General features: G+C 66.1%; 19 protein-coding genes. 11 read left to right on the forward strand and 8 right to left on the reverse strand.

The window, feature by feature from the left end; genetic code table 11:
• Positions 1-33: 33 nt before the first annotated feature.
• Complete coding sequence (locus ACZYYX_RS10950) at positions 34-1,656, forward strand: diguanylate cyclase domain-containing protein (RefSeq protein WP_463814415.1); 1,623 nt, start codon at positions 34-36, stop codon at positions 1,654-1,656.
• Positions 1,657-1,720: 64 nt separating this feature from the next.
• On the opposite strand, the gene ACZYYX_RS10955 is transcribed toward ACZYYX_RS10950, so the two are convergent.
• Positions 1,721-2,941, reverse strand: a complete 1,221-nt coding sequence (locus tag ACZYYX_RS10955; RefSeq protein ID WP_463814417.1) for a sensor domain-containing phosphodiesterase — start codon at positions 2,939-2,941, stop codon at positions 1,721-1,723.
• An 81-nt stretch (positions 2,942-3,022) separates the two neighbouring features.
• Positions 3,023-4,990: a hypothetical protein gene (locus ACZYYX_RS10960; protein WP_463814418.1), complete on the reverse strand. Its 1,968-nt coding sequence runs from the start codon at positions 4,988-4,990 to the stop codon at positions 3,023-3,025.
• 343 nt (positions 4,991-5,333) lie between these two features.
• Between ACZYYX_RS10960 and ACZYYX_RS10965 the strand changes: the two genes are divergently transcribed.
• From ACZYYX_RS10965 to ACZYYX_RS10980, 4 genes are read left to right on the forward strand one after another with little or no spacing between them, the layout of a single operon-like run.
• Positions 5,334-6,695, forward strand: coding sequence for a tyrosine-protein kinase domain-containing protein (locus ACZYYX_RS10965; protein ID WP_463814419.1), 1,362 nt, complete (start codon positions 5,334-5,336; stop codon positions 6,693-6,695).
• Between the two features lie 13 nt (positions 6,696-6,708).
• Positions 6,709-7,983 carry an O-antigen ligase family protein gene (locus tag ACZYYX_RS10970; RefSeq protein ID WP_463814420.1) on the forward strand — a complete coding sequence of 425 codons (1,275 nt, stop codon included), beginning with the start codon at positions 6,709-6,711 and terminating at the stop codon, positions 7,981-7,983.
• Positions 7,980-8,876 (forward strand): glycosyltransferase family 2 protein, encoded by an 897-nt coding sequence (locus ACZYYX_RS10975; protein WP_463814421.1) that lies wholly within the window; start codon positions 7,980-7,982, stop codon positions 8,874-8,876. Before ACZYYX_RS10970 ends, ACZYYX_RS10975 begins: the two co-directional genes overlap by 4 nt.
• Positions 8,876-10,390: an oligosaccharide flippase family protein gene (locus tag ACZYYX_RS10980; protein ID WP_463814422.1), complete on the forward strand. Its 1,515-nt coding sequence runs from the start codon at positions 8,876-8,878 to the stop codon at positions 10,388-10,390. Before ACZYYX_RS10975 ends, ACZYYX_RS10980 begins: the two co-directional genes overlap by 1 nt.
• 6 nt (positions 10,391-10,396) lie before the next feature.
• Here ACZYYX_RS10980 and ACZYYX_RS10985 read toward each other — a convergent pair whose 3' ends face one another.
• Together ACZYYX_RS10985 and ACZYYX_RS10990 are read right to left on the reverse strand one after the other, a co-directional pair.
• The gene (locus tag ACZYYX_RS10985; protein WP_463814423.1) at positions 10,397-11,353 is read right to left on the reverse strand and encodes a cellulase family glycosylhydrolase; all 957 of its coding nucleotides are present in this window, start codon (positions 11,351-11,353) and stop codon (positions 10,397-10,399) included.
• Positions 11,354-11,420: 67 nt separating this feature from the next.
• Complete coding sequence (locus tag ACZYYX_RS10990; protein WP_463814424.1) at positions 11,421-12,308, reverse strand: glycosyltransferase family 2 protein; 888 nt, start codon at positions 12,306-12,308, stop codon at positions 11,421-11,423.
• A 169-nt stretch (positions 12,309-12,477) separates the two neighbouring features.
• Here ACZYYX_RS10990 and ACZYYX_RS10995 point away from each other — a divergent pair, with 169 nt between their 5' ends.
• The 3 genes from ACZYYX_RS10995 to ACZYYX_RS11005 are packed head-to-tail and all read left to right on the forward strand — an operon-like array spanning position 12,478 to position 15,643.
• Complete coding sequence (locus ACZYYX_RS10995) at positions 12,478-13,575, forward strand: glycosyltransferase family 4 protein (RefSeq protein WP_463814425.1); 1,098 nt, start codon at positions 12,478-12,480, stop codon at positions 13,573-13,575.
• Positions 13,576-13,580: 5 nt separating this feature from the next.
• On the forward strand, positions 13,581-14,534 hold the full coding sequence (locus ACZYYX_RS11000) for an NAD-dependent epimerase/dehydratase family protein (protein WP_463814426.1): 954 nt from the start codon (positions 13,581-13,583) through the stop codon (positions 14,532-14,534).
• On the forward strand, positions 14,531-15,643 hold the full coding sequence (locus tag ACZYYX_RS11005) for a glycosyltransferase family 4 protein (protein ID WP_463814427.1): 1,113 nt from the start codon (positions 14,531-14,533) through the stop codon (positions 15,641-15,643). Before ACZYYX_RS11000 ends, ACZYYX_RS11005 begins: the two co-directional genes overlap by 4 nt.
• Here the strand turns inward: ACZYYX_RS11005 and ACZYYX_RS11010 are convergent.
• The gene (locus ACZYYX_RS11010; protein ID WP_463814428.1) at positions 15,640-16,842 is read right to left on the reverse strand and encodes an acyltransferase family protein; all 1,203 of its coding nucleotides are present in this window, start codon (positions 16,840-16,842) and stop codon (positions 15,640-15,642) included. The genes ACZYYX_RS11005 and ACZYYX_RS11010 overlap by 4 nt on opposite strands.
• 323 nt (positions 16,843-17,165) lie before the next feature.
• Here ACZYYX_RS11010 and ACZYYX_RS11015 point away from each other — a divergent pair, with 323 nt between their 5' ends.
• Positions 17,166-17,492, forward strand: a complete 327-nt coding sequence (locus ACZYYX_RS11015; RefSeq protein WP_463814429.1) for a hypothetical protein — start codon at positions 17,166-17,168, stop codon at positions 17,490-17,492.
• Here the strand turns inward: ACZYYX_RS11015 and ACZYYX_RS11020 are convergent.
• Genes ACZYYX_RS11020 through ACZYYX_RS11030 form a run of 3 tightly spaced genes read right to left on the reverse strand, consistent with a single transcriptional unit; the run spans position 17,489 to position 20,089 of the window.
• On the reverse strand, positions 17,489-18,124 hold the full coding sequence (locus tag ACZYYX_RS11020) for a Maf family protein (protein WP_463814874.1): 636 nt from the start codon (positions 18,122-18,124) through the stop codon (positions 17,489-17,491). The two genes, ACZYYX_RS11015 and ACZYYX_RS11020, sit on opposite strands and share 4 nt — an antisense overlap.
• Before the next feature lie 25 nt (positions 18,125-18,149).
• Positions 18,150-18,431 (reverse strand): acyl-CoA carboxylase subunit epsilon, encoded by a 282-nt coding sequence (locus ACZYYX_RS11025; RefSeq protein WP_463814430.1) that lies wholly within the window; start codon positions 18,429-18,431, stop codon positions 18,150-18,152.
• Positions 18,432-18,463: 32 nt separating this feature from the next.
• A complete protein-coding gene (locus tag ACZYYX_RS11030; RefSeq protein ID WP_463814431.1) occupies positions 18,464-20,089 on the reverse strand; it encodes an acyl-CoA carboxylase subunit beta in 1,626 nt (541 codons plus the stop codon).
• 409 nt (positions 20,090-20,498) lie between these two features.
• Here ACZYYX_RS11030 and ACZYYX_RS11035 point away from each other — a divergent pair, with 409 nt between their 5' ends.
• On the forward strand, positions 20,499-20,918 hold the full coding sequence (locus ACZYYX_RS11035; RefSeq protein WP_463814432.1) for a hypothetical protein: 420 nt from the start codon (positions 20,499-20,501) through the stop codon (positions 20,916-20,918).
• Between the two features lie 226 nt (positions 20,919-21,144).
• Positions 21,145-22,863: a DUF4012 domain-containing protein gene (locus tag ACZYYX_RS11040; RefSeq protein WP_463814433.1), complete on the forward strand. Its 1,719-nt coding sequence runs from the start codon at positions 21,145-21,147 to the stop codon at positions 22,861-22,863.
• Positions 22,864-22,894 lie beyond the last annotated feature (31 nt).

Here is a 22,894-nt window from a genome sequence, read left to right on the forward strand (position 1 = left end):
TGATTGCGCAGCAAACGGACTGTCGTGGGGAGAGTGAGTACAACGTCGGAATCGAGCGCGGGGAGCAACTGCGGACGCCACGTCGACACGGCGGAAGAGCGTTACCGGCGGCTGGTCGACGTCAGCCCCGACCCGATGTGCGTGCATTCCGATGGTCGCGTGGTCTACGTCAACCCGGCTGGGGTGCGAGGGTTCGGGGCGCACAGCGCCGAGCAATTGGTGGGGCGGCCGATCACTGATTTCGTCCAGCCCGACTCGATCGGCGCGATGCTGACGCGGATTCTCGCGCTGTCCGAAGAAGGCGACAGCTCACCGGCCTCAGAAGCCGTTCTTCGGCGTCTCGACGGCAGCCCGCTGGAGGTTGAAGCGGTATCGGTGTTGACGAGCTGGAATGGCGAACCCGCTTACCAGGTCATCTTCCGCGACCTGACCGCGCAGAAGGCCGCTGAGGCGACGCTGCGCTACCAGGCGGCGTTGGTGAACCATGTCAGTGACGCCATCATCGCCACGACGGCAGACGGCGTCGTCGCCAGCTGGAATGCGGCTGCAGCGACGATCTATCAACGTCCCGTCGAGCGTGCTCTCGGCCTGCCGCTCAATGAAGCTGTCGACGGCGATGTCGACCTGGCCGGCATCGTCGCCGGCGGCGGGGTCGTGCACGCCACGCACCGCTCGGCAGACGGCTCTCCGGTCAACGTCCGGCTGTCGGTCACTCCGATGGGCGAGGGTTACGTGGTGCTGTGTTCTGACTACACCGCGCAGCGCCGGGCAGAGGTTCACTTCGAGTCCGTTGTGCGGTCCCTGCATGACGGAGTCGTCGTCCTCGATCGACGTGGAAAACCCCAGTCGATCAACCCGGCCGCCCGTCGGATCTTGCGGTTGGCCAATGACGAACTGGTTGCCGACTACACCAGCGGCGCGCTCACGTTCCCGGTCTTCAATCGCCGGGGCGTCAAGATCGGCGACAACGAGCTGGGTTCCGTCAAGCTGATGTTCGCCAACGCACCGCTGGAGAACATGGTCGTCGGAATCGGACGGGCGGACGGCTCACGTGCGTGGTTGTCGGTCAACTGCTGTCTGCTCGACCCGGATGATGCGGAAACCTCGGCGCTGCTCGTGTCGTTCGCTGACATCACTGCAGAGCACAATGCCAAAGCCCACCTTGCGTACCAGGCACATCACGACCCGCTGACGGGGCTACCCAACCGGGCTCAGATCGAGTTGAGGCTCGTGCAGGCCGCGACGACGGACGCCCAGTCACCGGCGGCGGTGCTGTTCGTCGATCTCGACAACCTCAAAGCCGTCAACGATGACCTGGGCCATCAAGCCGGCGACCGGGCACTTCGGGAAACTGCGCGGCGACTGCGGAACAGTGTGCGGGACAGCGATTTCGTCGGCCGCCTCAGCGGCGACGAATTCGTGGTGTTGCTGTACGGATCTCTGGACCGTCCGGCGTTGGAAGCGCTGACCGAACGCATGCATGGCGAGTTCGCAGAACCTATTCACATCGGTGGCAGGCTTCGCAGGGTCAGCGTCAGCATCGGAGTCACCGAGCTGTCGGCGGAGGACGAGCGCACCGTCGAGGACATTCTGCGCGACGCGGACGCGGCGATGTATCGGGCCAAAATCCTCCGCGCCGGAACGTCTTTCGGGTGATGGAGCCCTAGTCGCCTCGCTCAGCGCGGGGCTGGGTTCTGTGGAACCCGGCCCACTGTCGCGCCTAGGCGGACAGCCGGCTCAGCAGGTTGCGGGCGCCCAGCGCGACGATCGACCGGTTGAACGTGATGGCCATTTCGAAGCGCCGCTCGCCGGGCCGGTTGTTCGGGCCGGTGAGCTCGCGGGCGATCAGCCCGGCGGCGATATCCGGGCCGAGCACCAGGACGGTCCACTCGTCGAGCAGCGGATCGTCGTCGGCGAGATGGACGCCGCGAATCCCGTTGCCGAGACTGGTCGGTACGTCGCGCCCGAACAGCGCCACCAGGGGCGCACGTCGGGCGATCTCGTTGTAGATCCCCATGGTCGCGGTGGTCAGGTTGCCTTTGTCCTGCACCGTCGAGAGCACCATCGGGGGGCTCTCGGCAGTGGTCGCCAGGCGTTCGATGTGGCGGGACAGTTGATGCAAGGTCTCTCGACGGACGGTGCGGAGTCTCATGCGGTCGTGCACCAACTCGACGGTCGAACGTTTGTCGGGCAGGGGCACGGTCGTGCTGGGGACCGGCCCGAAAAAAGGCTCTGGGGGATGAGACAGCGGCCCGGGCCGGCCGAAGCGGTAACCCTGACCGAGGGTCGCTCCGTAGGCCAGTGCCTGTTCGAGGTGCTCCTCGGTTTCGATGCCCTCGGCGACGATCACGGCGCCGGTGCGTTCGTGGTGGGCGATGACGCCCGCGATGGTGCGTGCCTGCGTGCGGTCGGGTTGGCCTTGCACCAGGTTGAGGTCGAGCTTGAGGAACTCCGGTTCCAGGATGTCGAGGAGCGCGAGTGAATCGGTGTGTGCACCGAGATCGTCCATTGCGATCTTGAAGCCGTGGTGGCGTAGCGCGGCCACTTTGTTGAGCAGCGCACGGGGATCGGTCAGCAACCCGCGCTCGGTGAACTCGAAGACCAGATCGAAGGAGGACGCCGCAGTGGCCAGCGCGTCAGTGGACTGCACCTCGATCGTCGCGGTCGTGGGCTCACAGTTGATCAGCAGCAGCATGCCCGGGCTCGACGTGCCGTTGAGGGCTCTGCTGGCCGCGGTGTGGATGCACTGGTGATCAAGAGTGTCGAGTTGGCCGGTCAGTTCGGCGTGGGCAAAGACCTCCAGTGGGCCTAAACCATTGAGTGCGGGCCACCGCGCCAGCGCCTCGTACCCGACCACGGCTCCGTCGGGTAGCGACACCACCTGTTGGAAAGAGGGAACCAGACCGACTCCGGCGGCCGCGGCAGTGAGCTGATCGGTCATCGGTCCCCTAGTCCGGTGCTGTGGCGGCGCCCCCCGAATCTGTCGCGCCCATGAAAGCCTTGTACCAGCGTACGTCTCGGCTCAAACACCCGTCTTGGCTCGGCGACGGCGCGCCAGCAGCGCCGCGATGACGGCGACAACGAGCACGAGGACGCCCGCAGCGATGGCCAGGGGTACCCAGCCCTTCTGCTCGCCGGAGGTCACAGCCTGGGCGTCGGATCCGTTGTCGCCGACCGCGCGGACGGTGACGTTCGTCGGGACGCCTGCGGCACCCGCGGCCAGGACGTCGCCGGTCAATGCCGACCAGCCGCCCTGGAGTCCGTCGATGTAGTCGAACAGGGGATCCACCAGCCGCCAGTCGTTGGTGGTGCTGATCAGGACCACCGTGCGATCGCGGGCTTGATCGGCGAACGCCTGGATCGAACCGAGCCCGTCGGCGACGTCGGCGCGGAGCTCGGTGGGGAGGCCGATGTCCACCGTGTTGGCGTCGCCGCCGATCGGCGGGTCGAGCGTGGTGTCGGCGATGGCCGCCGATTTCGCGACGATCAGCGCGCCGGAGCGGGAGTCGGCCGCGGTCTTGACGTCGACCACCTGCGGTGTCAGCTGCTGACTGGTCAGCCGGGCGATGGCGTTGATCGTGCGTGCTGCGTACACCAGTTGCGCGGGACTGCTGCCGTCCATCGCGACCATGAAACTGGGGCTGAATTCCGAAGGCAGAGAGGTGAATCCGCCTGCGGGAACACCTCCCCGGTGCAGCGTCAGCGTCGAGCGCGGATCGACCTGGAAGGTGATGGGCGCGATGAGTGGCCCGCACGTCTGATGTGGGGTGTAGGTCAGCGCCATGTCCAGCCCGAGGTACTGCGTCAACGCTGTGCCGCCGATGTCGAATGTCGCGTCCAGGCGCCCGCTGTTGTCGAGTGCGGCCCGATACAGCACCCGGTCGTTGGACCGGATGATGACGCTGGCCGCGTCATCGGGCGGTACCGGGGTGTAGTCGGCGAGCAGGTGCACGGTGGCGCCGTCGACGCGGCCGATGCCGAGTGCGGAGCGGTCGACGCCGACGGTGACGGTGCCGGTGCGCAGCACGTCGGTCTTGCCGGTGATCTTCAGCTGCTCGAAGGTCAGCGTGTCGCCGGTGGGGATGGAGGTGGGGCCGGCCTGGTCGATGCGTGCCGTCGGCGTCTGCACCAGCGATTGCAACTGATTGACGAGCAGACCGACCTGGGTGGTCAGTTCGTCCCCGTTGCCGCTCACCCGGAGCCGGGTGGTGTCGGCGCCCGGGTCTTCGATGGTCAGGCCGGCCCGTCCGCCGGATTCCACGACGACGGTGCGGCCGAACTGCCCGGCGGGTGGTGGTCGCGTGCCGCGCGGCTGCGTGACGACGTCGACGACGAGCGGCTGGGAGTGATAGAGCCGGGTCAACGTCGAGACCATGGTGAGCACCGACTGTTGTTCGGCGGTGCTGGCATCTGTGGGGGTGTAGATGTTCACCCGTTCCAGCACCGGTGGAAAGAAGGTCGCGACGGTGGTGGCCGGGGCTTCGGCACCGGTGAAGACGGTGCCGAGGCCGCTGAGGGCGAGCTGCTGCAGGGGTCCGCAGAAGCCGTCGCGGTTGTCGGTCGCGCGCAGGTTGAAGGTCAGCGACATCGATGAGGCGCGGACGCGTGCGGCGGCGATGTCGATATCGAGGGGGGTCTGCGGCGGAGCCGTTGCCGCCGGCGGCAGGGGGATGTCGGCCAGCAGGAAGCCGTTGCCGTCGGTGATCTCGAGGAAACCGGCGTCGACGTTCATCGGGGCCGCGATGGTGCCTTGCAGTCGCGTCGCCTGCAGGCCCGCGGGCACGGGCACCGTGACGGTCGTGGGGCTGTCCGGCCCGAGGTACAACCCGTCACTGACGCCGAGCGTGCGCCACGCCAACGTGACCGATGCTTGGTCTGGGGTATTGCTGGGTTGAGCGCCTGCGTTAGGGACCTCGATGGCTGCCGACATTGCTGGCATCACGCACAGGGCCGTCGTCAGGAATATCCGCCACAGCGAGGAACTCCTCATTTCCGCTTCCCGTCCGGGCCGACGCTTTTCGCGCTGGCAATTGCACCGCCACGCAACGGAAATCGTGCGGTGGTGAGGGAAGGCGATCGTCGTCGCACGCGTGTCTTCTTTCCCGCAATCGAGTGACGGAATGGCAGCAGTGGTGGACTATACCGGCGTATCAACGGGCTAGACGGAATATCGCCTGGCCGTCATGTCACCTTTTCGTGACGCGAATTCCTGGGCAACCGTCCGTCGTAACGCCGTCGGCGGCATCGGATCTGAGATAGCGTATGCGCACCGGTGCACCGGGTGATGCGCGAACGATGGACACAGGAAAGGTCGCTGCGTTGAAGGGTCACCATTGACGGTCCATGACTTCACGCGGATTCTGCGGACCCGCTGGAAAATCATTTGCGGCATCGTTCTGATAACGATGTCGTGCGCCGTCGTTTACCTGTTGCTCGCGGCTCCCCAGTACGTGGCTTACACACGATTGTTCGTGTCGACGACGTCCGACGGCACCAATACGCAGACCAACGACGGCGGTCTGTTCGCTCAGCGGCGCGTGCTCTCCTACACGCAGCTGCTGCAGGGGGGTCTGCTCGCTCAGCGCACAGTCGACAAACTCGGGCTCGACATGACCGCTGCCCAGCTGCAGGAGAAGATCACCGCGGTCGCGCCGACGGACACCGTGCTGATCGATGTCACGGTGCAGGATTCTTCACCCACGCGGGCCCGCGACATCGCGAACACGCTCTCCGACGAGTTCGTGGTGATGGCGGCCGCGTTGGAAACCCCGGATCTCGGCGCCCGGCCGAACGCTCAGGTGGTGGTGCAGCAGCGCGCCGGTGTGCCGGAAATCCCCGTGTCGCCGAAGAAGTCGCGAATCCTGGCCGTGGCGGCCGCAGTCGGCCTGCTGCTCGGAATCCTGGCCGCGTTGATCCGCGACCGTCTGGACCCGGCGATTCGGCGGCCTGAGTCGGTCGAAGGCATCACCGGAGTCGGCGTGATCGGCGAGATCCCGGCGGGCGGGGGTCGTGGTGGGGGACCTGTCGTTGCGTTCGAGCAGGCCGATCCGGCGCTGGCCGACGCGTTCCGCGAGTTACGCACCAACCTGCAGTCCCTCGAAGTGGCGCCCGGCCCGCGGGTGCTCCTGACGGCCAGCTCGGTGTCAGGGGAGGGCCGCACGTCGGTGGCCGTGAACCTCGCCCTCGCGCTGGCCGAGGCGGACCACTCGGTGGTCGTCGTCGATGCCGACCTGCGCCGGCCCAGGGTCGCGGATGCTCTCGGCATCAACGGGGCGGTGGGTCTGGGCACCGTACTGACCGGGGCGGCGGAGCTGTCGGACGCCCTGCAGCAGACGCAGTTCCCCGGCGTGACCGCGCTGCCGGCAGGCGAGTTCTCGGCGAACCCGACAGAGGTCCTCGGAACACAGCGAGCGCGAACGGTTTTCACCGAGCTGGGGGAGCGCTTCGACTATGTCGTGGTGGACTCCCCGCCGGCGACGGTGAAAGACGCCGTGATGCTCAGTCCCTTCATGGAGGGCGTGTTGCTCGTGGTGCGGTACGGCCACAGCACCCGTAAGCAGTTGGCCGGCACTGTCGCAGCGCTCACCCGGGCGGGTGCACCGCTGACGGGTGCAGTGGTCGTGACGGCGAACGGCAGGGCCGCGCGGGGCGCAAAGCCGAGTGGCGATCGGCGACTCAGCGGCCACCAGAAGTAAACAGGCACTGTCGATGCGCCGTACCGTGTTCGCGCCCGCCCCGACCGGGGTGGGCATTGCGGGCGACGGCGTTCGTTATCCGCGGTTGGAGCGGCATGCCCTGGCCGGGTTGATCATCCTCGCCATCGCCCTCGTGGTGGTTCCCGAGGCCATCAACCACGTGTTCGTCAAGCACGCACCCGATCTGCCGCCGCTGGAAGAGTCGGGTGGTTCGGGAGAGGTTCCGCTGGCCCATCTGGCGCGGTTGGGTGGTTCGGCCGTGCTGCTGGTCTACACGTCGGCGGTGGTGCTGCTGACCCGCGGACGCTCGGACCGCACGGTCGGGGGCGTTCTCATCCTGCTGTTGGCCGTCAATGTGCCCTACCTGATCAGCCCGTCGTTGCCGCCGCCGGCCGACCTGCCGAAGATCCTGCTGGCCAATCTCTTCGTCATCGCGCTGTGGAAGACGGGTGCGTCCATCGAGGGGCTGAAGTGGTTGCCGATCCTGGTCACCGGGATCGGCGTCTACTCGTTGATCGGTGGACTGCTCGTCCCCGATTACATGATGTACAACATCGTCTCCATCAAGGCGATCATCGGCGGCTGGGAGCTGGCTGGTCCGTTCGGGCACGGCAACGTGCTCGGAATGTATTGCGCCGTCGCATTTTCGCTTGTTCCGCTGGTTCCGGGCAGGCGATGGCAGCTGTTCTGTGGTGCCGTGCTGTTGACGACGATCCTGGCGTCGGCGTCGCGTACCGCGGTGATCGCCGCGGCCATGGTGTTGCTGTGGTGGGGTGTCTGCCGCATCCGATCTGTGGTCAACGTCCGCTTCTCCGGCACGGTGTTCGTCAGTGCCGCGGCGTCCGGCATGTTGATTCTTCCGTTCCTGCCGTGGGATCCGCACGCGTTCACCGATCGCGCCGCGGTGTGGGCGGCCAGTCTGGCCCAGTGGCAGAGCTCCCCGCTGGTGGGTCTCGGCATCAACTGGTTCCTGATCGACGCCCAGCACAACGCCAACGTCGCGGCGTGGGCGTATGTCGGTACAGGGCACAACCTCGTGGTCGACACGTTGGTGAAGTCGGGAGTGATCGGCCTGGCGGTGCTGGCGCCGGTGCTGGTGATCGCGATCCTGGGCACGCGGACGCTACAGCCGAGTCGGCAGATCGCGCTGTTCGGTTACCTGGGCGCCTTTTTCGTCGCCGCGTCCACAGAGGCGGTGTGGGGGCTGCTGCCGAATCTGCAGCTGTTTCCGATCAGCGGCTTGATCTTCGCGATTCTGGTGCTGAACCGGTTCGGTAAACCGGCATGACCGGCGACGCGGTGAGTGTGGTCATTCCGACCATCGGGCGGCCGAGTCTTCGGCAGGCGGTGGATTCGGCTCTGCGGCAGACGGTTCCGCCGGCAGAGATCGTCGTCGTGCTGGACCGCGACTGTGTGCCCGATCTGCCAGACGCGGACGAGGTGCGGGTGATCGCGACCGCCGGTGCGCAAGGCCCCAGCCGGGCCAAGCATCTGGGTGTCGAGGCGGCGCGCGGCGATGTCATCGCGCTGCTCGACGACGACGACATCTGGCGGCCGGAGAAGCTCGAGCGACAGCTCGCGGCCGCCCCGGACGGCGACGAATGGATCATGTCGTGCCGCTTCCGGCGTCTGCTCGACGGTGGTGAACCGATCATCGGGCCCCGCACACTGCTCGACCAGTTCGAACCGGTGGCGCCCTATCTGTTCGAGATGCGGGAGCGGCAGGCGTTCAACATGGTGCAGACCTCGACTCTGCTGTTCCCGCGAGCGTTGACGCAGTCGGTTCCGCTCTCGGTGGCGGAGGGGTCGATTCACGACGACCCCAAGTGGCTGATGGAGGTTCGGCGCACGTTCCCGCGCTTGCCGATCATCCAGCTGCCCGATCCGCTGGTCGACATCGTGTGGACTGCCGTCTCGGTGTCGCGGGCGGGGATCGATCGCAGCGCGGAGTACATCGACTGGGGCGTACGCGAACTGGCCGAGGAGTCACCGCGGGTGCGGGGGGATTACATGCTGACCTCGGCGGTGGGGTCGGCGTTGGGGGCCGGCTCACTGCGCGGAGTGACGAGATCGATCGCGGCGGGAGTCCGGTACGGTCGTCCCGGTTCGTTGGCGTGGGCCAGCGCGGCGAAATCACTGGCGCGCCTCGGTAGGCAGCGGCTGCCCCGCGGGGAGGGTTGATGTCGCCGAGCTTCGCCAAGAACACGCTTCTCGGGTTCGCGTCGGGGGCCGCGGTGGCGTTGGCCGGTTTCGTCGGGAATGCGATCGTGGCGCGGCTGCTGGGCCCTGAGCGGCTCGGCGTCTTCGCCTACGTCGTGTGGTGTGTGACGGTCGCGGCGACGATCGCCTCGCTCGGAATCGACGTCGTGCAGCAACGTTTCATCCCGAACTTGCGTGCCGAGGGGCGCGGCGACGAGGCCGAGGGCCTGATCGGGGCCACCACCCGGGTGTCGATAGCGGCGATGACGGTGATCGGGATCGTGCTGGTCGGATACCTGCTCTGGCCGGGCAAGGGTGCGCTCGAGGGCACGTCGACGGTGGTGGTGATCGTCGTCGCGGCCGCCTGGTTCGTGACCTGGAAGCTGGGCGATCTCTATCTGTTCTACCTGCGGGGTGAGCAGCGCTTCGGCGAGGTGGCGCAGTTGTCGGCAGTGTCGGCGCTGTTGAAGGTCTCCACATTCGCGGCGGGTGCATGGCTGTTCGGAATCCCCGGAGCGTTGGCGGGCTACATCGCAGGCAGCCTCCTGCCGGCGAGCAGGGTGTATCGGCTGCTGCGCAAGAAGCCCCGGGTGGAGCCAGCCCTGCGCCGCGAGGTCGGGAAGTTCGCGCTGGGCAGTTGGGCCGTCGGGGTCATCGGCACGCTGGTGTTCGGCCGCACGCAGGTGGTGTTCCTCGAGCATTACAGCGGATTGACCGCCGTCGGATTGTTCGCCGCGGCGGTGACGATCGCCGAGATGGCGGTGCAGTTGCCACCGTTGCTGCTTTCGGCCTTGCTGCCGCGGTTCAGCGAGCAGCACGGGATGGGCGCGCAGGACCACATGATGCGGTTGTACCGCACCACCACCGCGTTGATCGCGATGGTGATCGTCCCGCTGTGCCTCGGTCTCGCCGCGGTCGCACCGGTGTTGATCCCGGCCCTGTTCGGCGCCGATTACGCCAAGGCGGTACCGGCTGCGGCGGTGCTGCTGATCGCCGCCGCCATCTCGGCGCTGGGGGTCACCACGCTCTACCTGCTGTACAGCACCGGCAAGACGGCTCTGCTGGTGATCTCCAACGGCCTCGGCCTGGTCGTCACCATCGCGCTGGGGTTCCTGCTGATCCCGCGTTACGGACTGATGGGTGCGGCGTGGTCGCGCGGGGCGGCGCAGGTACTCGTCGTCCTGCTCGAAACCTGGTATGTGACAGTCAAGTTGAAGTTCCGTCCGCCCTACCGTGTGCTCGGCGCCATCGCGGCCGCGGCGCTGGCGGCGGCGGCGATCGCCGATCTCATCAGGGCGCAGTGGGGTTCCGCCCTGTCGCTGGCCGTCTCGATTCCCGCGGCGATCATCGTGTACGTCGCGGTACTACGGACCTTGTCGGTGGCCTCGATGTTCGACCAGGGCTTGGTCAATCGGCTCGTCGAGCGGGTGCCGGAACACCGGCGGACGCTGGTTCGGAAGCTGCTGAAGCTGCCGACACCCAACACGTCGTCCTAGTTCGGCCTAGTCGGAGCCGCCGGCGGTGTCGGTCAACGCGATGGCGGCGAGTTTGCGGCTGTTGTCGGCGCGCAGCACCCCGAAATTATCCTCGATCTCGCTCGGATCGGTGCCGCCGTCGACGAGTTCGTAGTAGATGAGGGGGCCGACCCAGTCCCAGGCGTCGACCTGTTGGCGGGCCAGCAGCAGCGTCGCGGCTTGGTCCTGTTCGGACACGGCGCTCGGCCCGGTCCCGGTGGGGGCGCCGTACTCGGTGATCCACACCTTCTTGGCACCGTCACCGCGCTGGGTCATCAGTGCGTGCAGCGCCGGCAGATCGCGGAAGCCTCCCGTCGTGCGCTGGGTGCGGTCCATCGGGTACGACGGAAAAGTGTAGGGATGCACGGCGATTCCGTCGGCGAGTTGCGCCACGCCGTCGTCGTAGAGATGGGTCAGGTAGGTGGTCGGGTCGACGTCGGGGCCTGGGCTGCCATAGGTGGGGGAGAGCCCGCCGATGAGCAGGGTGGCGCGCGGGTCGACCTCGCGCACTGCCCCCGCCGCGGCGCGGAACACTCGCCCGTACTCGGCGGCATCGGGGTCGGGCGGCCAGAACTTTCCAGTGTTGGGTTCGTTCCAGATTTCCCAGTCGTGCACACCGCGGGCGGCGTAGCGCTGCGCCGCGACGCGGGCGAAGTTGGCGAACGCCGCGGGATCGTGGGGGCGGTCGCGGTTGGATGCCGTCATGCCCTTCGTCCACGGCGGGGCGAAGGCGAGGACGAGCAGCACCTTCATCCCGCGGCGCAGCGCGCGGTCGACGATCGTGTCGGCCGACGTCCAATCCAGTTGACTCTGAACGGGTTCGATCACCGACCAGTCGACGTCGACGCGTACCCACCGAACGTTCATGGCGGCCATCGCGTCGAATTGCGCGTCGAGTGACTGCTTGTCGGCGCCGCGATAGTGCACCGTCATCCCGATCGGCACGTGCGTGGGTTGGGATTGGCAGGAGGTGATCAGTCCAGCGATGAGGATAAGGCCCAGTAGCAGTCGGTCAGCGCAGGACGGCACGGGTATCGGCTTCGCGGGTGAACGGCCGACCAGCCAAACCTTCGGCACGCCCGATCAGCAGCGCCGCCGCGTCGCGCGGACTGAACTTCGCGGGGTTGCGGATGGGCATCAGAGCCGCAGCGACGAGGTGCGCCGTCTTGTACCACAGCGGATAATTCCACGTGCGCAACAGGTTTCCCGCCCCACGACCGTAGTTGCGCAGTTTGCGCCGCCGTTCGCGGGGTGGCAGGTGTGCGAACTCCGTCTGTGCCCACACGACGACGTCGTCGGCCCAGACGATGGAGAAATCGTCGAGACGTGCCATCCGCAGCAGCAGATCGGGTCCCTCGGCGGACTGCCACGGGGTGTCGGCGCCGGAACCGCGTCCCGGATCGAACCCGCCGACCGCGTCGAAGGCGTCGCGGCGGAAGACGGTGGCCGGCTCGATGGCACCCCAGGCGCTGCGCTTCGTCAGCGGCGTTCCGGGAGCGGGCAGCGGATTGCGTGGGCCCTCGCTGTCGAGCAGGCGGCCCGCGCACACGGTCGCAGGCGCCACGCAGTGGCGAGCGAGGTGCTCGACGAAATCGGGTTCGACGTGGCTGGTGTCGTTGGGGAACCAGAGCCAGTCGACGTCGGCGGGCATCAGCGCCACGGCAGCGTTGCGTCCGTTGGAGATTCCGCGGGCGCTGAGGGTCGTGTGGATGGTCAGGGAGTTGGCGAAGTCGGCGACCACCTCCGCGAGTGCTTGCTCGCCCCCCGGATCGTGATGGGCGATCACCACCGCCGCGAGGGGCCGGCTTTGCGCGGCCAGGTCGGCGAGCAGCTCACGCAGAGGCTCCCAGCGCCCCACCGTGGTCACCGCGACTCCGATCCGCGGTGCGTCACCTCCCATGGCCGTGAGCGTAATCCAGCGGCGCCGGTATTCGGTGGGCAAACGAACATCGTGAACTGGCAGTAGCCGATACGATGGCCTCCGTCGCACGTCAAAGAATTTCACGATCGATTTTGCCGTGGTATCTCGGATTGCCGAGCCACGCATTGAGCACGGGGGGATGGCGGAGATGCGGATTGCGTTCCTGACCGAGCTCTATTTTCCGAGCGTCGGCGGCCAGGAGGTGTTCTTCCAGGAGTTGGGCGAGGCGATGGTGCGTCGGGGCCACACCGTCGACGTGTACTGCATCGGCCATGTGCCTGACCTCCCTGACGTCGAGGTGATCAACGGCGTCACCGTCCACCGGGAAGCGAATTCGGGCCGATACAAGACGCCGAGGATCAAGGCACTGCGCCGCAACTGGTTGGACATCGCGAAGTACAGCGCGGGCGTCCGGCGCGTCGCGGCCCGCGGCGATCACGACTTCTTCCTGCTCAACGAGTGGCCGCTGATGCACGTGCTGGCGCTCCCGGGCTCGGTGCGCGCACGAAGTGCGTTGCACTGGTGCGAAATTAGAGAAGACCTGTTACTGCGGACCCTGCAGGCACAGTTCCCGAAGCTGGTCGGCTCGAACTTCGCGGTCGGCGAGGCGGTGGCAGCCGCAATCACCCAGCAGTCGGGACGGGCTTGCGATGTGCTTCCCAGCGGTATCGAGGCCCACCGGTATCGCGCGGCTCCCGGCGCCGAGCGCTCGGGCGTGCTCTACGTCGGGCGGCTCGCACCGCACAAGAACCTGCCGCTGCTCATCGACGCGTTCGGACTGGCCGCCGACCGTGGCTTCCAGGGTGACCTCGTGATCGCCGGGGCAGGGCCGTCCCTTGACGATGTGAAGGCAACCGTTAGACAGAGTCCCGTAGCCGACCGCGTACGCGTGCTGGGGTCGGTCGACGAGGCCCGCAAGCTGGACCTGCTCGCGACGTCGTCGGTGCTGGGCATGCCGAGCCGGCGCGAGGGCTTCCCGCGGGTGATCGCCGAAGCCATGGCGAGCGGGCTGCCGGTGGTGACGGCGGATTTCCCCGAGAACGGGGGCAAGGACGTCGTCAAGCAGTACGGCGCAGGCGTGGTGTGCGGCACCGCGCCGCTCGCATTCGCCGACGCGTTGCTCGACGCGCAGGCCGGCTGGGAGGGCTATTCGCAGGCCGGGCGCGCCGGCGCGGTGGACCTGGACTGGACGCACATCGCAGAAAAGCTCGAAAAGCACGCTCAGCAGAAACAACTCGGGGGGTAGCACGCATGCGCATCATGGTCACCGGCGGCGCCGGCTTCGTCGGCAAGGAGTTGGTGCAGACTCTCAAGGACGGTAACGACGTGCTCGTCGCCGACCTGCTGCGGTACGGCACACCGGACTGGCTGGCCGGTGAGCTCGACGGTTTCGCGTTCGAGCGGGTCGACATCCGCGACGCCGCCGCGACCGCCGCGGTCGTCGAGCGCTTCGCCCCTGAGGTCGTCGTGCACCTGGCGGCCATCCACTACATCCCGGAGTGCGACGCCGATCCGGCCAACGCGGTGGCGACGAACGTGACCGGCATGGTGAACGTGCTCTCCGCCCTCGCCCCGGGAACGCGGTTCGTCTTCGCCAGCAGCGGCGCGGTGTATCGCCCGGACGAGGCGCCGCACCGCGAACTCGAGTCGGTGGTCGAGCCCGTGGACATCTACGGCTTCACCAAGGACCAGGGCGAGGACTACGTGCACATGTTCGCGGCGAACCGCGACATCGCGGGCGTGATCGTGCGGTTGTTCAACGTCATCGGGCCCGGGGAGACGAACCCCCACCTGCTGCCCGCGATCGTCGTGCAGCTGCGGGACAGCCCGGAAGCGATCAACCTCGGCAACACCTGGCCCAAGCGGGATTACATCGACGTCCAAGACGCGGCGGGTGGCTTCGCGGCGGCGGCGCTGGGTGCCGTGCCCGGTCCCGGCGGGGTCGAGATCGTCAATCTCGGCAGCGGGCAGCAGTATTCGGTGGACGACATCGTGAACAGGATGCGCTCGGTGCTCGGCTTGGATTTCGAGGTGCGCCAGGATCCGAGCCGGATGCGTGCGGTGGACCGGCCCTATCTGGGCGCGGACATCTCGCGCATCGGGGAGCTGTTCGGGTGGTCGCCGAAGTGGGAGCTCGACGAGACACTGAAGCGGATGTGGGCCAATCCTGACCTACTGCCGCAGTTGGAAGGCCGGTTGACTTGACCGACCGCCGGGTCGACTTGCTGTTCGACGCACGGCACATCCGGCAGAGCGGGATCGGTACCTACATCGCGACGTTGTTGCCGAGCCTGGAAGAGACGTTCGCCGAACGCGGGCTCTCGTTGGCCGTCCTGGTCAACGAGCATGCGGTGCCGGAGCTGCGGCGTGCGCGCATCGTGACGGCCGCGCCGGCCGCGATGTACACGCTGGGGGAGCAGCGGGTGTGGGGCCGCGCGCTCGACGAGGTGCGGCCTCGCGGATTCTGGGTGCCGCACTACCCGTTTCCCTTCGCGACGCTGTTCCCGCGCCACCGCCGTACGCAGCTCTTCGTGACGGTGCACGACACCATGCATGTACGGGAACAAGAGATCAGCGGACAGGGCGCGGCGCGGCGCGCGTATGCGCGTGCGATGTTCGTGTTGGACGGACGATTCGCCACGTTGGTGTTGACGCCGTCGGAGGCGACGTCGGCGACGTTCGCGGCGATCGCGCCCAGGGCGCGCACGACGGCGACCCCGATTCCGGTGGACGAGCAGTGGTTCGACCCCGTCGACCTCGGGCTGTCGCCGGTGCCGCAGCCGTACCTGCTGTATGTGGGGAACGCCAAGTGGCACAAGAATTTACCGTTGCTGCTGATGGCGTTCGGCGACGTCGTCGGCGACATCCCGCACCGGCTGGTGATCGCAGGCAGCGGGGAGGCGCTGCGCGGGGGAGACGAGCGGGTGCCCGCATTGGCAGCGGCGCTGGGGGATCGGGTCGAGGTGATGGGCCGGTTGGACTTCGAGGTGCTCAGGGCGCTGGTGGCTGGTGCGGACCTGCTGGTGATGCCCTCGCTGCATGAGGGGGCGGGGTTGCCACCGATCGAGGCGATGGCCTCGCGCACGGCGGTGGTCGCCGCGGACATCCCTGCTCTGCGGGAGACCTGCGGGGACGGTGCGGACTACTTCGATCCGACGAACCGCGGCGAGCTGGGGGCGCTGCTCCGCAGGTTGTGTGGTGACGGTGTGGCTCGTGCCGAGTTGGCGGAGCGGGGCTGGGCGCATGTGAGCGCGCGGCAGCAGGGTCTTTCGCTGAAGCCGGCCGCGGAGGCGGTGGCGAACGCGCTGGCTTAGCCGACGTGGCCGCAACACGGCAGGGCATGCTGTGTGGGCTCGAAGCGATCGGGGCGTGCGGCGAACGCGATGACGGCAAGGGTGATCAGGACCAGCGCGGCGACGGCGGCCACCTTGGTGGCGCGCTGGACGTGGAAGAGACCGTGCTTCATGTCGGCGCGGGCCCGGCACACGGCATCCCAGTTGAACTCGCGCAGTGGCTCTTCGACGAAGTGGTGGCAGGCGATGGCCAGGCCGAACGACAGGGACAGCGCGGCGGCGTAGTAGTAGACGGTCGTTTCCATCGTGGTCGCGAGCAGGACGATGACGGGCCAGTGGACGAGGTAGAGCGCGTAGGAGAGGTCGCCGAGATACGTGGCGGCACGGTTGCGGAGTAGCGGCTGGAACAGCGGCTCGCTACCGACACCGGCCGCGATGACGAGAAGGGTTCCGACGACGGGCAGCAGAGCCCACGGGACGGGGAAGCCGCCAGCCGCGGGGTCGATGAGGAACAGGCTGGCGACGATCAACCCCACGCCGGCCCAGGACAGCGCCGGTCGCAACCACACGGGAAGTGTCGCGAGCGTGCCGATTGCGGTCGCGAGGAGAGCGCCGGCGCCGAGTTCCCAGACGCGAGCGAAGGTGTTGAAGAAGGCCACATGCGGCCCAGCGGAAGCTTCGACGGTGGCCCAGGCGAGGGACGCGGCAGTCACCAGGCCGCTTGCGGCTGCGACGGTGCCGAGCCAGCGTTCGCGACTCCACGCGCGACGCGCGACCACAGCGGTGATCGCGAGGATGACCAGCGGCCAGACGACGTAGAACTGCTCCTCGATAGCGAGCGGCCAGTAGTGCTGCAGCGGGGAGGCGGCGTCCGCGGCCATGGATGCGTCGGCGCCTCGAGAGGCGAAGTGCCAGTTGGCGAGGAACGCGAGCGAGAACAGTGCGTCGACGCCGGTCTCGTGGACGCGGCTGGGAATCAGCATGATCGCCGCGACAAAGGTGGCGACGACCACGAGAATCGCGATGGGGAGGATGCGACGCGCGCGGTCCAGCCAGAAGCGGGCCACAGAGACCGAACCGGTGGGCTCGGCGCTGCGCAGAAGCATGTCGGTGACGAAGAAGCCGGAGATGACGAAGAAGACGTCGATGCCGACGGTGCCACCGCGCGGCCGCCCGACAAGATGGGTCGCTAGTACGGCGAGAACCGCCAGTGCGCGCAAACCCTGAACGTCTAGACGATAGTTTGCTCGTTCTGCACGCCGGCGACGACGCAGCGACGATTCTCGGAAACGGTCCAGCGCAGTAACCATGTTTGCCCCCCGGCGCACAGTTGACGGTTATGGCCAATGATCGCTGATTGAGCAACTTGTCGCATAGGGCAATGTGCAGTGACGTGAGTCACCGAGTGATGTGCCCCGGAGGGCCGCAAATCGCGCTGCTGAACGGAACCTGTGAAATCGACCGCGACACAGGCGATGCCCACCGCCGCCGCGCACGATGGGCTAATGTCCTAGGGGCTTCGATGAGACCAAAGGGGTGGGCGATGCGGAAGATTGTCACTGCGGCAGGAGCGACCACTGCTGCTGCTGTTGTCGCGATGACGGGGCTCGCGGGCCCCGCGGCGGCCGCTGACGAGTGGGTCATGCCCACCACGAGGGGCGAGATACTGCAGACAGCGATCAATGATGTTCGCGCCGTCACCGGAGACGCGGAGCTCAACCTTCAGTTCGTCCCTCGCAACGTCAATCAAGTTGTGTACAACTACTCGAACTGGGCGGTGTGCGCAACCTCCCCAGGTGCGGGCAAGAACATCTCGCAAAAGACAAAGCGGGTGATTTTTTCCCTGAGGCGCCTGAACGAAAAGTGTTAGACCTCTTGCCACAGGTCGCAGATTGACAGGTCCGCGGCTTCGAGAAGTCGGCGAACTAACGGCAAGCTGATGCCGATGACATTCGACGGATCTCCCTCAATCCGATCGATGAGCCATCCGCCAAACCCGTCAAGTGTGAACGCGCCAGCGACGTGGACCGGTTCTTCGGTGGCGAGATAGGCGCCCAGTTCTCGCGAACCGGGTGTGCCGAAATGCACTGTAGTGCTACCGGTTTCACCCTGGGTGTGGGTGATGACACCATTAGCGAGGCGCAGCAGCGCGTGCCCAGTCAAGAGATGCCCAGCCGAGGCAGCCATCTCAGACCACTGCAGGCGCGCTACCTCGATGCTGCCGGGCTTCCCCCTCAGGGATCCATTCAGGTACAGCATCGAATCGCAGCCGATGACAACGCAATCGGCGGCGACATCTGGAGGCAGTTGCGCGGCCACGCTGAGTGCTTTGGCGTTGGCAAGTTTGAGCACCACAGCTTCAGGGGGAGTTTCGGGATCGAGTGAGGCGATGAGGGCGTCCTCGTCGACATCTGAGACGACCACTAGGGGCTCGACCCCTGCCTGGCGCAGGACTCGCAGCCGACCGCTTGACGCGGAACCCAGGACTAGGCGCGTCATGATCTTTGTTCTTCGTGCAAGCGGCTCATCAGTGCCGCATGTGCATCCGCTCCAGCAGCGTCACTCGCTGCCAGCTGGTCACGTCGTAACGCAGCTTGTCGACGGGGTGGCCCCACGGATTGAGTTCCTGCGGGCCCGGTTCGGTGTGTCCGGCGCCGCTGGCACCCGCAAGGACCGTCACCAGCGCAGCGAGTTCCTCGGCGCTGGGGGAGCCCTTGACAATCTGAAAGTGTGTCTCGGGCTGAGGCGGGTTGTCGATCGTCATGTCCCGCGGATCAGACACCTCGACGATGTCGGCACTGTGGTCCACAGCTGAACTCCTTGTCGCGCAGGTCGATTGAATTACAGCGGAATGTTGCCGTGCTTCTTCGGCGGCGTCTGGGTGATCTTGCGCTCCAGCAGTCGCAGCGCCGTACCGATGTAACCGCGGGTGTGTGACGGAGGGATGACCGCGTCGACGTAGCCCCGTTCGGCCGCGACGTAGGGATTGACGAGGGTGTCCTCGTACTGCTGCTGCAGCTCCAGGCGCAGTGCGTCCACGTCTTCGCCGTTCTTGGCCGCGTCCTTGAGTTCCTTGCGGTAGACGAAGCCGACGGCGCCGGAAGCGCCCATCACGGCGATCTGAGCGGTCGGCCACGCGACGTTCACGTCGCAGCCCATGTCCTTAGACCCCATGACGCAGTACGCGCCGCCGTAGGCCTTACGGGTGATGACGGTGACCTTCGCGACCGTGGCCTCGCCGTAGGCGTAGAGCAGCTTGGCCCCGCGGCGGATGATGCCGTTGTATTCCTGGTCGGTGCCGGGCAGGAAGCCGGGAACGTCGACCAGCATGACGATCGGAATGTTGAAGCAGTCGCAGGTCCGCACAAAGCGAGCAGCTTTTTCCGAGGCGTTGATGTCAAGGCAGCCGGCGAACTGGGTGGGCTGATTGGCCACGATGCCGACGGGCCGGCCGTCGATGCGACCGAAGCCGACGATGATGTTCTGTGCGTAACCGGCTTGGACTTCGAGGAATTCGTCGTCATCGAGGATGCGGGTGATGACCTCGTGCATGTCGTAGGGCTGATTCGGCGAATCGGGGATCAGCGTGTCGAGCTCGAGGTCCTCGTCGGTGAGGCTCTCCTCGATCGGGCCCGGATGGGGAGCTGGGTAGCGCGGCGGCTCGGCGTAGTTGTTGGGCGGTAGGTAGGAGAGCAGATCCCGCACATAGTCCAGGGCGTCCTGCTCGCCGGTGGCGACATAATGCACCGTGCCCGATCTGGACATGTGTGTCTGGGCGCCGCCGAGCTCCTCCATGGTGACGTCCTCACCGGTGACGGTCTTGATGACGTCAGGTCCGGTGATGAACATCTGGCTGGTCTGGTCGACCATGATGACGAAGTCGGTGAGGGCGGGGGAGTAGACATGGCCGCCAGCAGCGGCGCCCATGATCAGCGAGATCTGAGGGACGACGCCCGAGGCCTTGATGTTGTTGTGGAAGATTCGGCTGTAGAGGCCAAGGGAGACAACACCTTCTTGAATGCGCGCGCCGGCACCGTCGTTGATGCCGATGAGTGGGCGGCCGGTCTTGATGGCGAGTTCCTGAACCTTGACGATTTTCTCGCCGTAGACCTCGCCGAGGCTGCCGCCGAAAACGGTGGCGTCCTGGCTGAAGATGCAGACGTCGCGACCGTCGATGGTGCCGTAGCCCGTCACCACGCCGTCGCCGGTGGGGCGGTTCTTGTCGAGGCCGAAGTTCTTGCTGCGGTGCTTGGCCAGCGCGTCGAGTTCGACGAACGAGTCCTCGTCGAGCAAGGCGAGGATGCGCTCACGCGCGGTGAGCTTGCCTTTGGCGTGGACCCTCTCGACTGCTTCCTCGCCGACGGGGTGCAGGGCCTCCTCGGCGCGCTTGCGCAGATCGGCCAGCTTCCCGGCGGTCGTATGGATATCGATCTCGTGCTCGGCGGAGGGCTCAGTCACGCTCGTCATGGTTGTTGATGCTAACGGCGGGGCCATCACGAGTCGCGCGGGGGTCTTATTGCTCCCTTAAGAACCGTTCATGGGCGGCTTGCGTCACCGGAGAGTTGACCACTAGTGCCACTTCAGCCACCGGCGCGATTCGCATCAATTTGGCGATATGGTGTGCAAACAGTCCGCCCCCGCTCTCCCAGCAAACGATCTTGATACGGCGTTAGCCGCGCCTGTCGGGCGCTCAAAGATGACGTCTTAGAGCGCTGACACGGCCTAGCCGGGAACCGTTGATCTGCTGGTAACACGCTATTTGTGACGTTGCGGAGGAAGTCTGGAAACAATCGCGATTCAGATTGACAGGGGGTGCCCAGTCTGCGATGCTTCCAGCAACTTGTTCCGAGATGGGGACTCGAGAAAGTGGGGGGACATGACCACCATTGCTACTAAATTCCAGGTGACGGTTGCTGCTGCCGCCGTTGCAGCGGGTGCGGCGTTCGTACCGGTCGCCGCAAATGCGGCTCCGCAGATTCAGCTCCCCGCCGCGCCGAGCTTCGCGGATCTGCCGCTGCAGCCGAAGGGGCCGGTGTACATCGTGACCGCGACGTCGTTCCAGCTGCTCTCGGTGTTCCTGTCGCAGAGCGCGGCGTCGCAGGATCGTCGCGCGGATCGCCTCGAGGCGTACGCCGCCGCGCATCCGGACACATTCTTCGGGAACCTCGCAGCTGCCCGAGCTGCGCAACTCCGCAAGAATGAGGCCGTGACGAACGGTATTTCGTTCAGCGTGTGCCTGAATGGCAACTCAACAGGTATCGGCCCCTACGGAACCTATGTAAGCGGTTCCTGCTGAGGTCAGGTGTCTCCTGCTCACCCACCGTGCCGAGGCCTGCGCGTCGTTGACGTGCAGGCCTCGTCTATTCATCAGGATTTGTTGAGTGCCTTTATTCCCCCGACGTTCATCAGATCCAGGCCGCGACGACGATACAAGCGCAAGCAACGAATACGGCGACCCTGACGACTCGCGTGGTCCTCATCGGCGCCGGACGGTCGCGTGGGTCCTGGTCATTGCAGCCCTCGTGATTGTGGGGCTCGGCTGCTGGGTGGCTGTGGAAGGCTTCCGCGCGAAGTCAAGTCTCGAGCAGGCACGCGCCAGTGCGAAGGATGCGAGGGAGTCGCTGCTCGACGCGGATACCGAGGCTGCGGCGAGATCTGCTGGCGATGCGGTTAAAAGCGCGGGGGCCGCGCGTGACGCGACACACTCTCCGGCGTGGAACATCGTCGCCGCGATCCCTTGGCTGGGAAGTCCCTTCGAGGCCGGTCAACAGATCACAGACGTCGTGGCCGGCTTGGCATCCGAGGTCCTGAAACCGGCGGCCGATGTCGGGGTGAATATTTCACCCGACCGGCTCTACGAGGGCGGGCGGGTCGACGTCGAGTTGCTCCGCAGCCAAGAACCGCAGCTGAGTCAGCTCGCTGAACAAGCAAACCGGTTGGACGCTGAAGCCAATTCGATCGTTGATCCTCGGTTCATATCGTTGCTCGCCGATGCGCGTTCTCAGCTGCAGCAACAGATTTCGGAAATCACGTCGATCCTTCGCAACACTGCACTGGCCGCGCGCATAGCACCCGCGATGATGGGCGCCGATGGTCCGCGTTCCTACTTCATGGCGTTCCAAACCAACGCTGAAGTCCGTGGGACAGGTGGTTTGTTGGGTGGGTTCGGCATCCTGCGATTCGATAACGGGAAGCCCGAGGTCGACACCCTGGCGTCGAACACAGACCTGGCGAACGCGGTCGGACCGGTCGATCTAGGCCCCGACTACGACCGACAGTACGGCTACGCCAACCCGTTCACCGATGTGCGCAACAGCAATATGAGCCCGCACTTTCCCTATGCCGCGGAAATCTGGAAGACGATGTGGGCCGAGCAGACCGGCACCAATGTCGACGGAGCCATCGCTATCGACCCTGTGGCGTTGAGCTACATACTCGGCGCCGTCGGATCGGTCCGAATGGCGGATGGCGAGACCGTCTCCAAAGACAACGTCATTGAGCTGACCGAGGTGACGGCCTACGAGCGGTACCCGGCCGAGCAGCGAGACGCACGGAAGCAGTACCTGGAAGACATTGCGAGCGCGGTCGTCACCAAGATGACGGGGCCGGTGAAGTCACCGCGGCGACTCCTCGAGGCGCTCGGGCGAGCGGTCAGCGAACGACGCATTGCTGTTTGGAGTGCCAATCCAGATATCCAAAAGGTACTCGAGCAAAGCAGTCTCGCGCATGCCGTTCCTGAGGGAGATGGGCCTTACGCAGAGATTGCGGTGAACAATCTGGGCGGGAACAAGATGGATTACTACTTGAAGCCGGAGATTGAATACGTCGCCGACAAATGCGAGGGCGAGACTCGGGCTTCGACAGTCACTGTCAAACTCACCAACGAGGTCCCGGACAGGCCGTTGCCGGATTATGTTGCAGGCGTTGAAGGCTTGTCACCCGACATCATGATCGCGGTTCCCAAGGGAACTAATATGACGTCGGTCCGCTTGCTGGCCACCAAAGGCTCACAGCTCTCGAATGTTCTGCTTAACGGGGAGCGCGTTCCTGCCATTCTCAATACCGAGCGAGGGCATCCGGTCTTCGAGGTGCAGGCCATCATCCCGCCCGGGCAGTCTGCCGACATCAGATTTCAGCTGTCGGAACCGACCGTTCCCGGCAAGCCGCAGGCTCCCGTTCTTCCCATGGTTGACACAGTCGTTCCCAAAGTGATGGTGCCCGAATGTGCCGGTGGCAGCTGATGTTCGAACTGCAATTGGTGACTCAGTGAGA

It is taken from the genome of Mycobacterium sp. IDUB_1 (assembly GCF_055419625.1).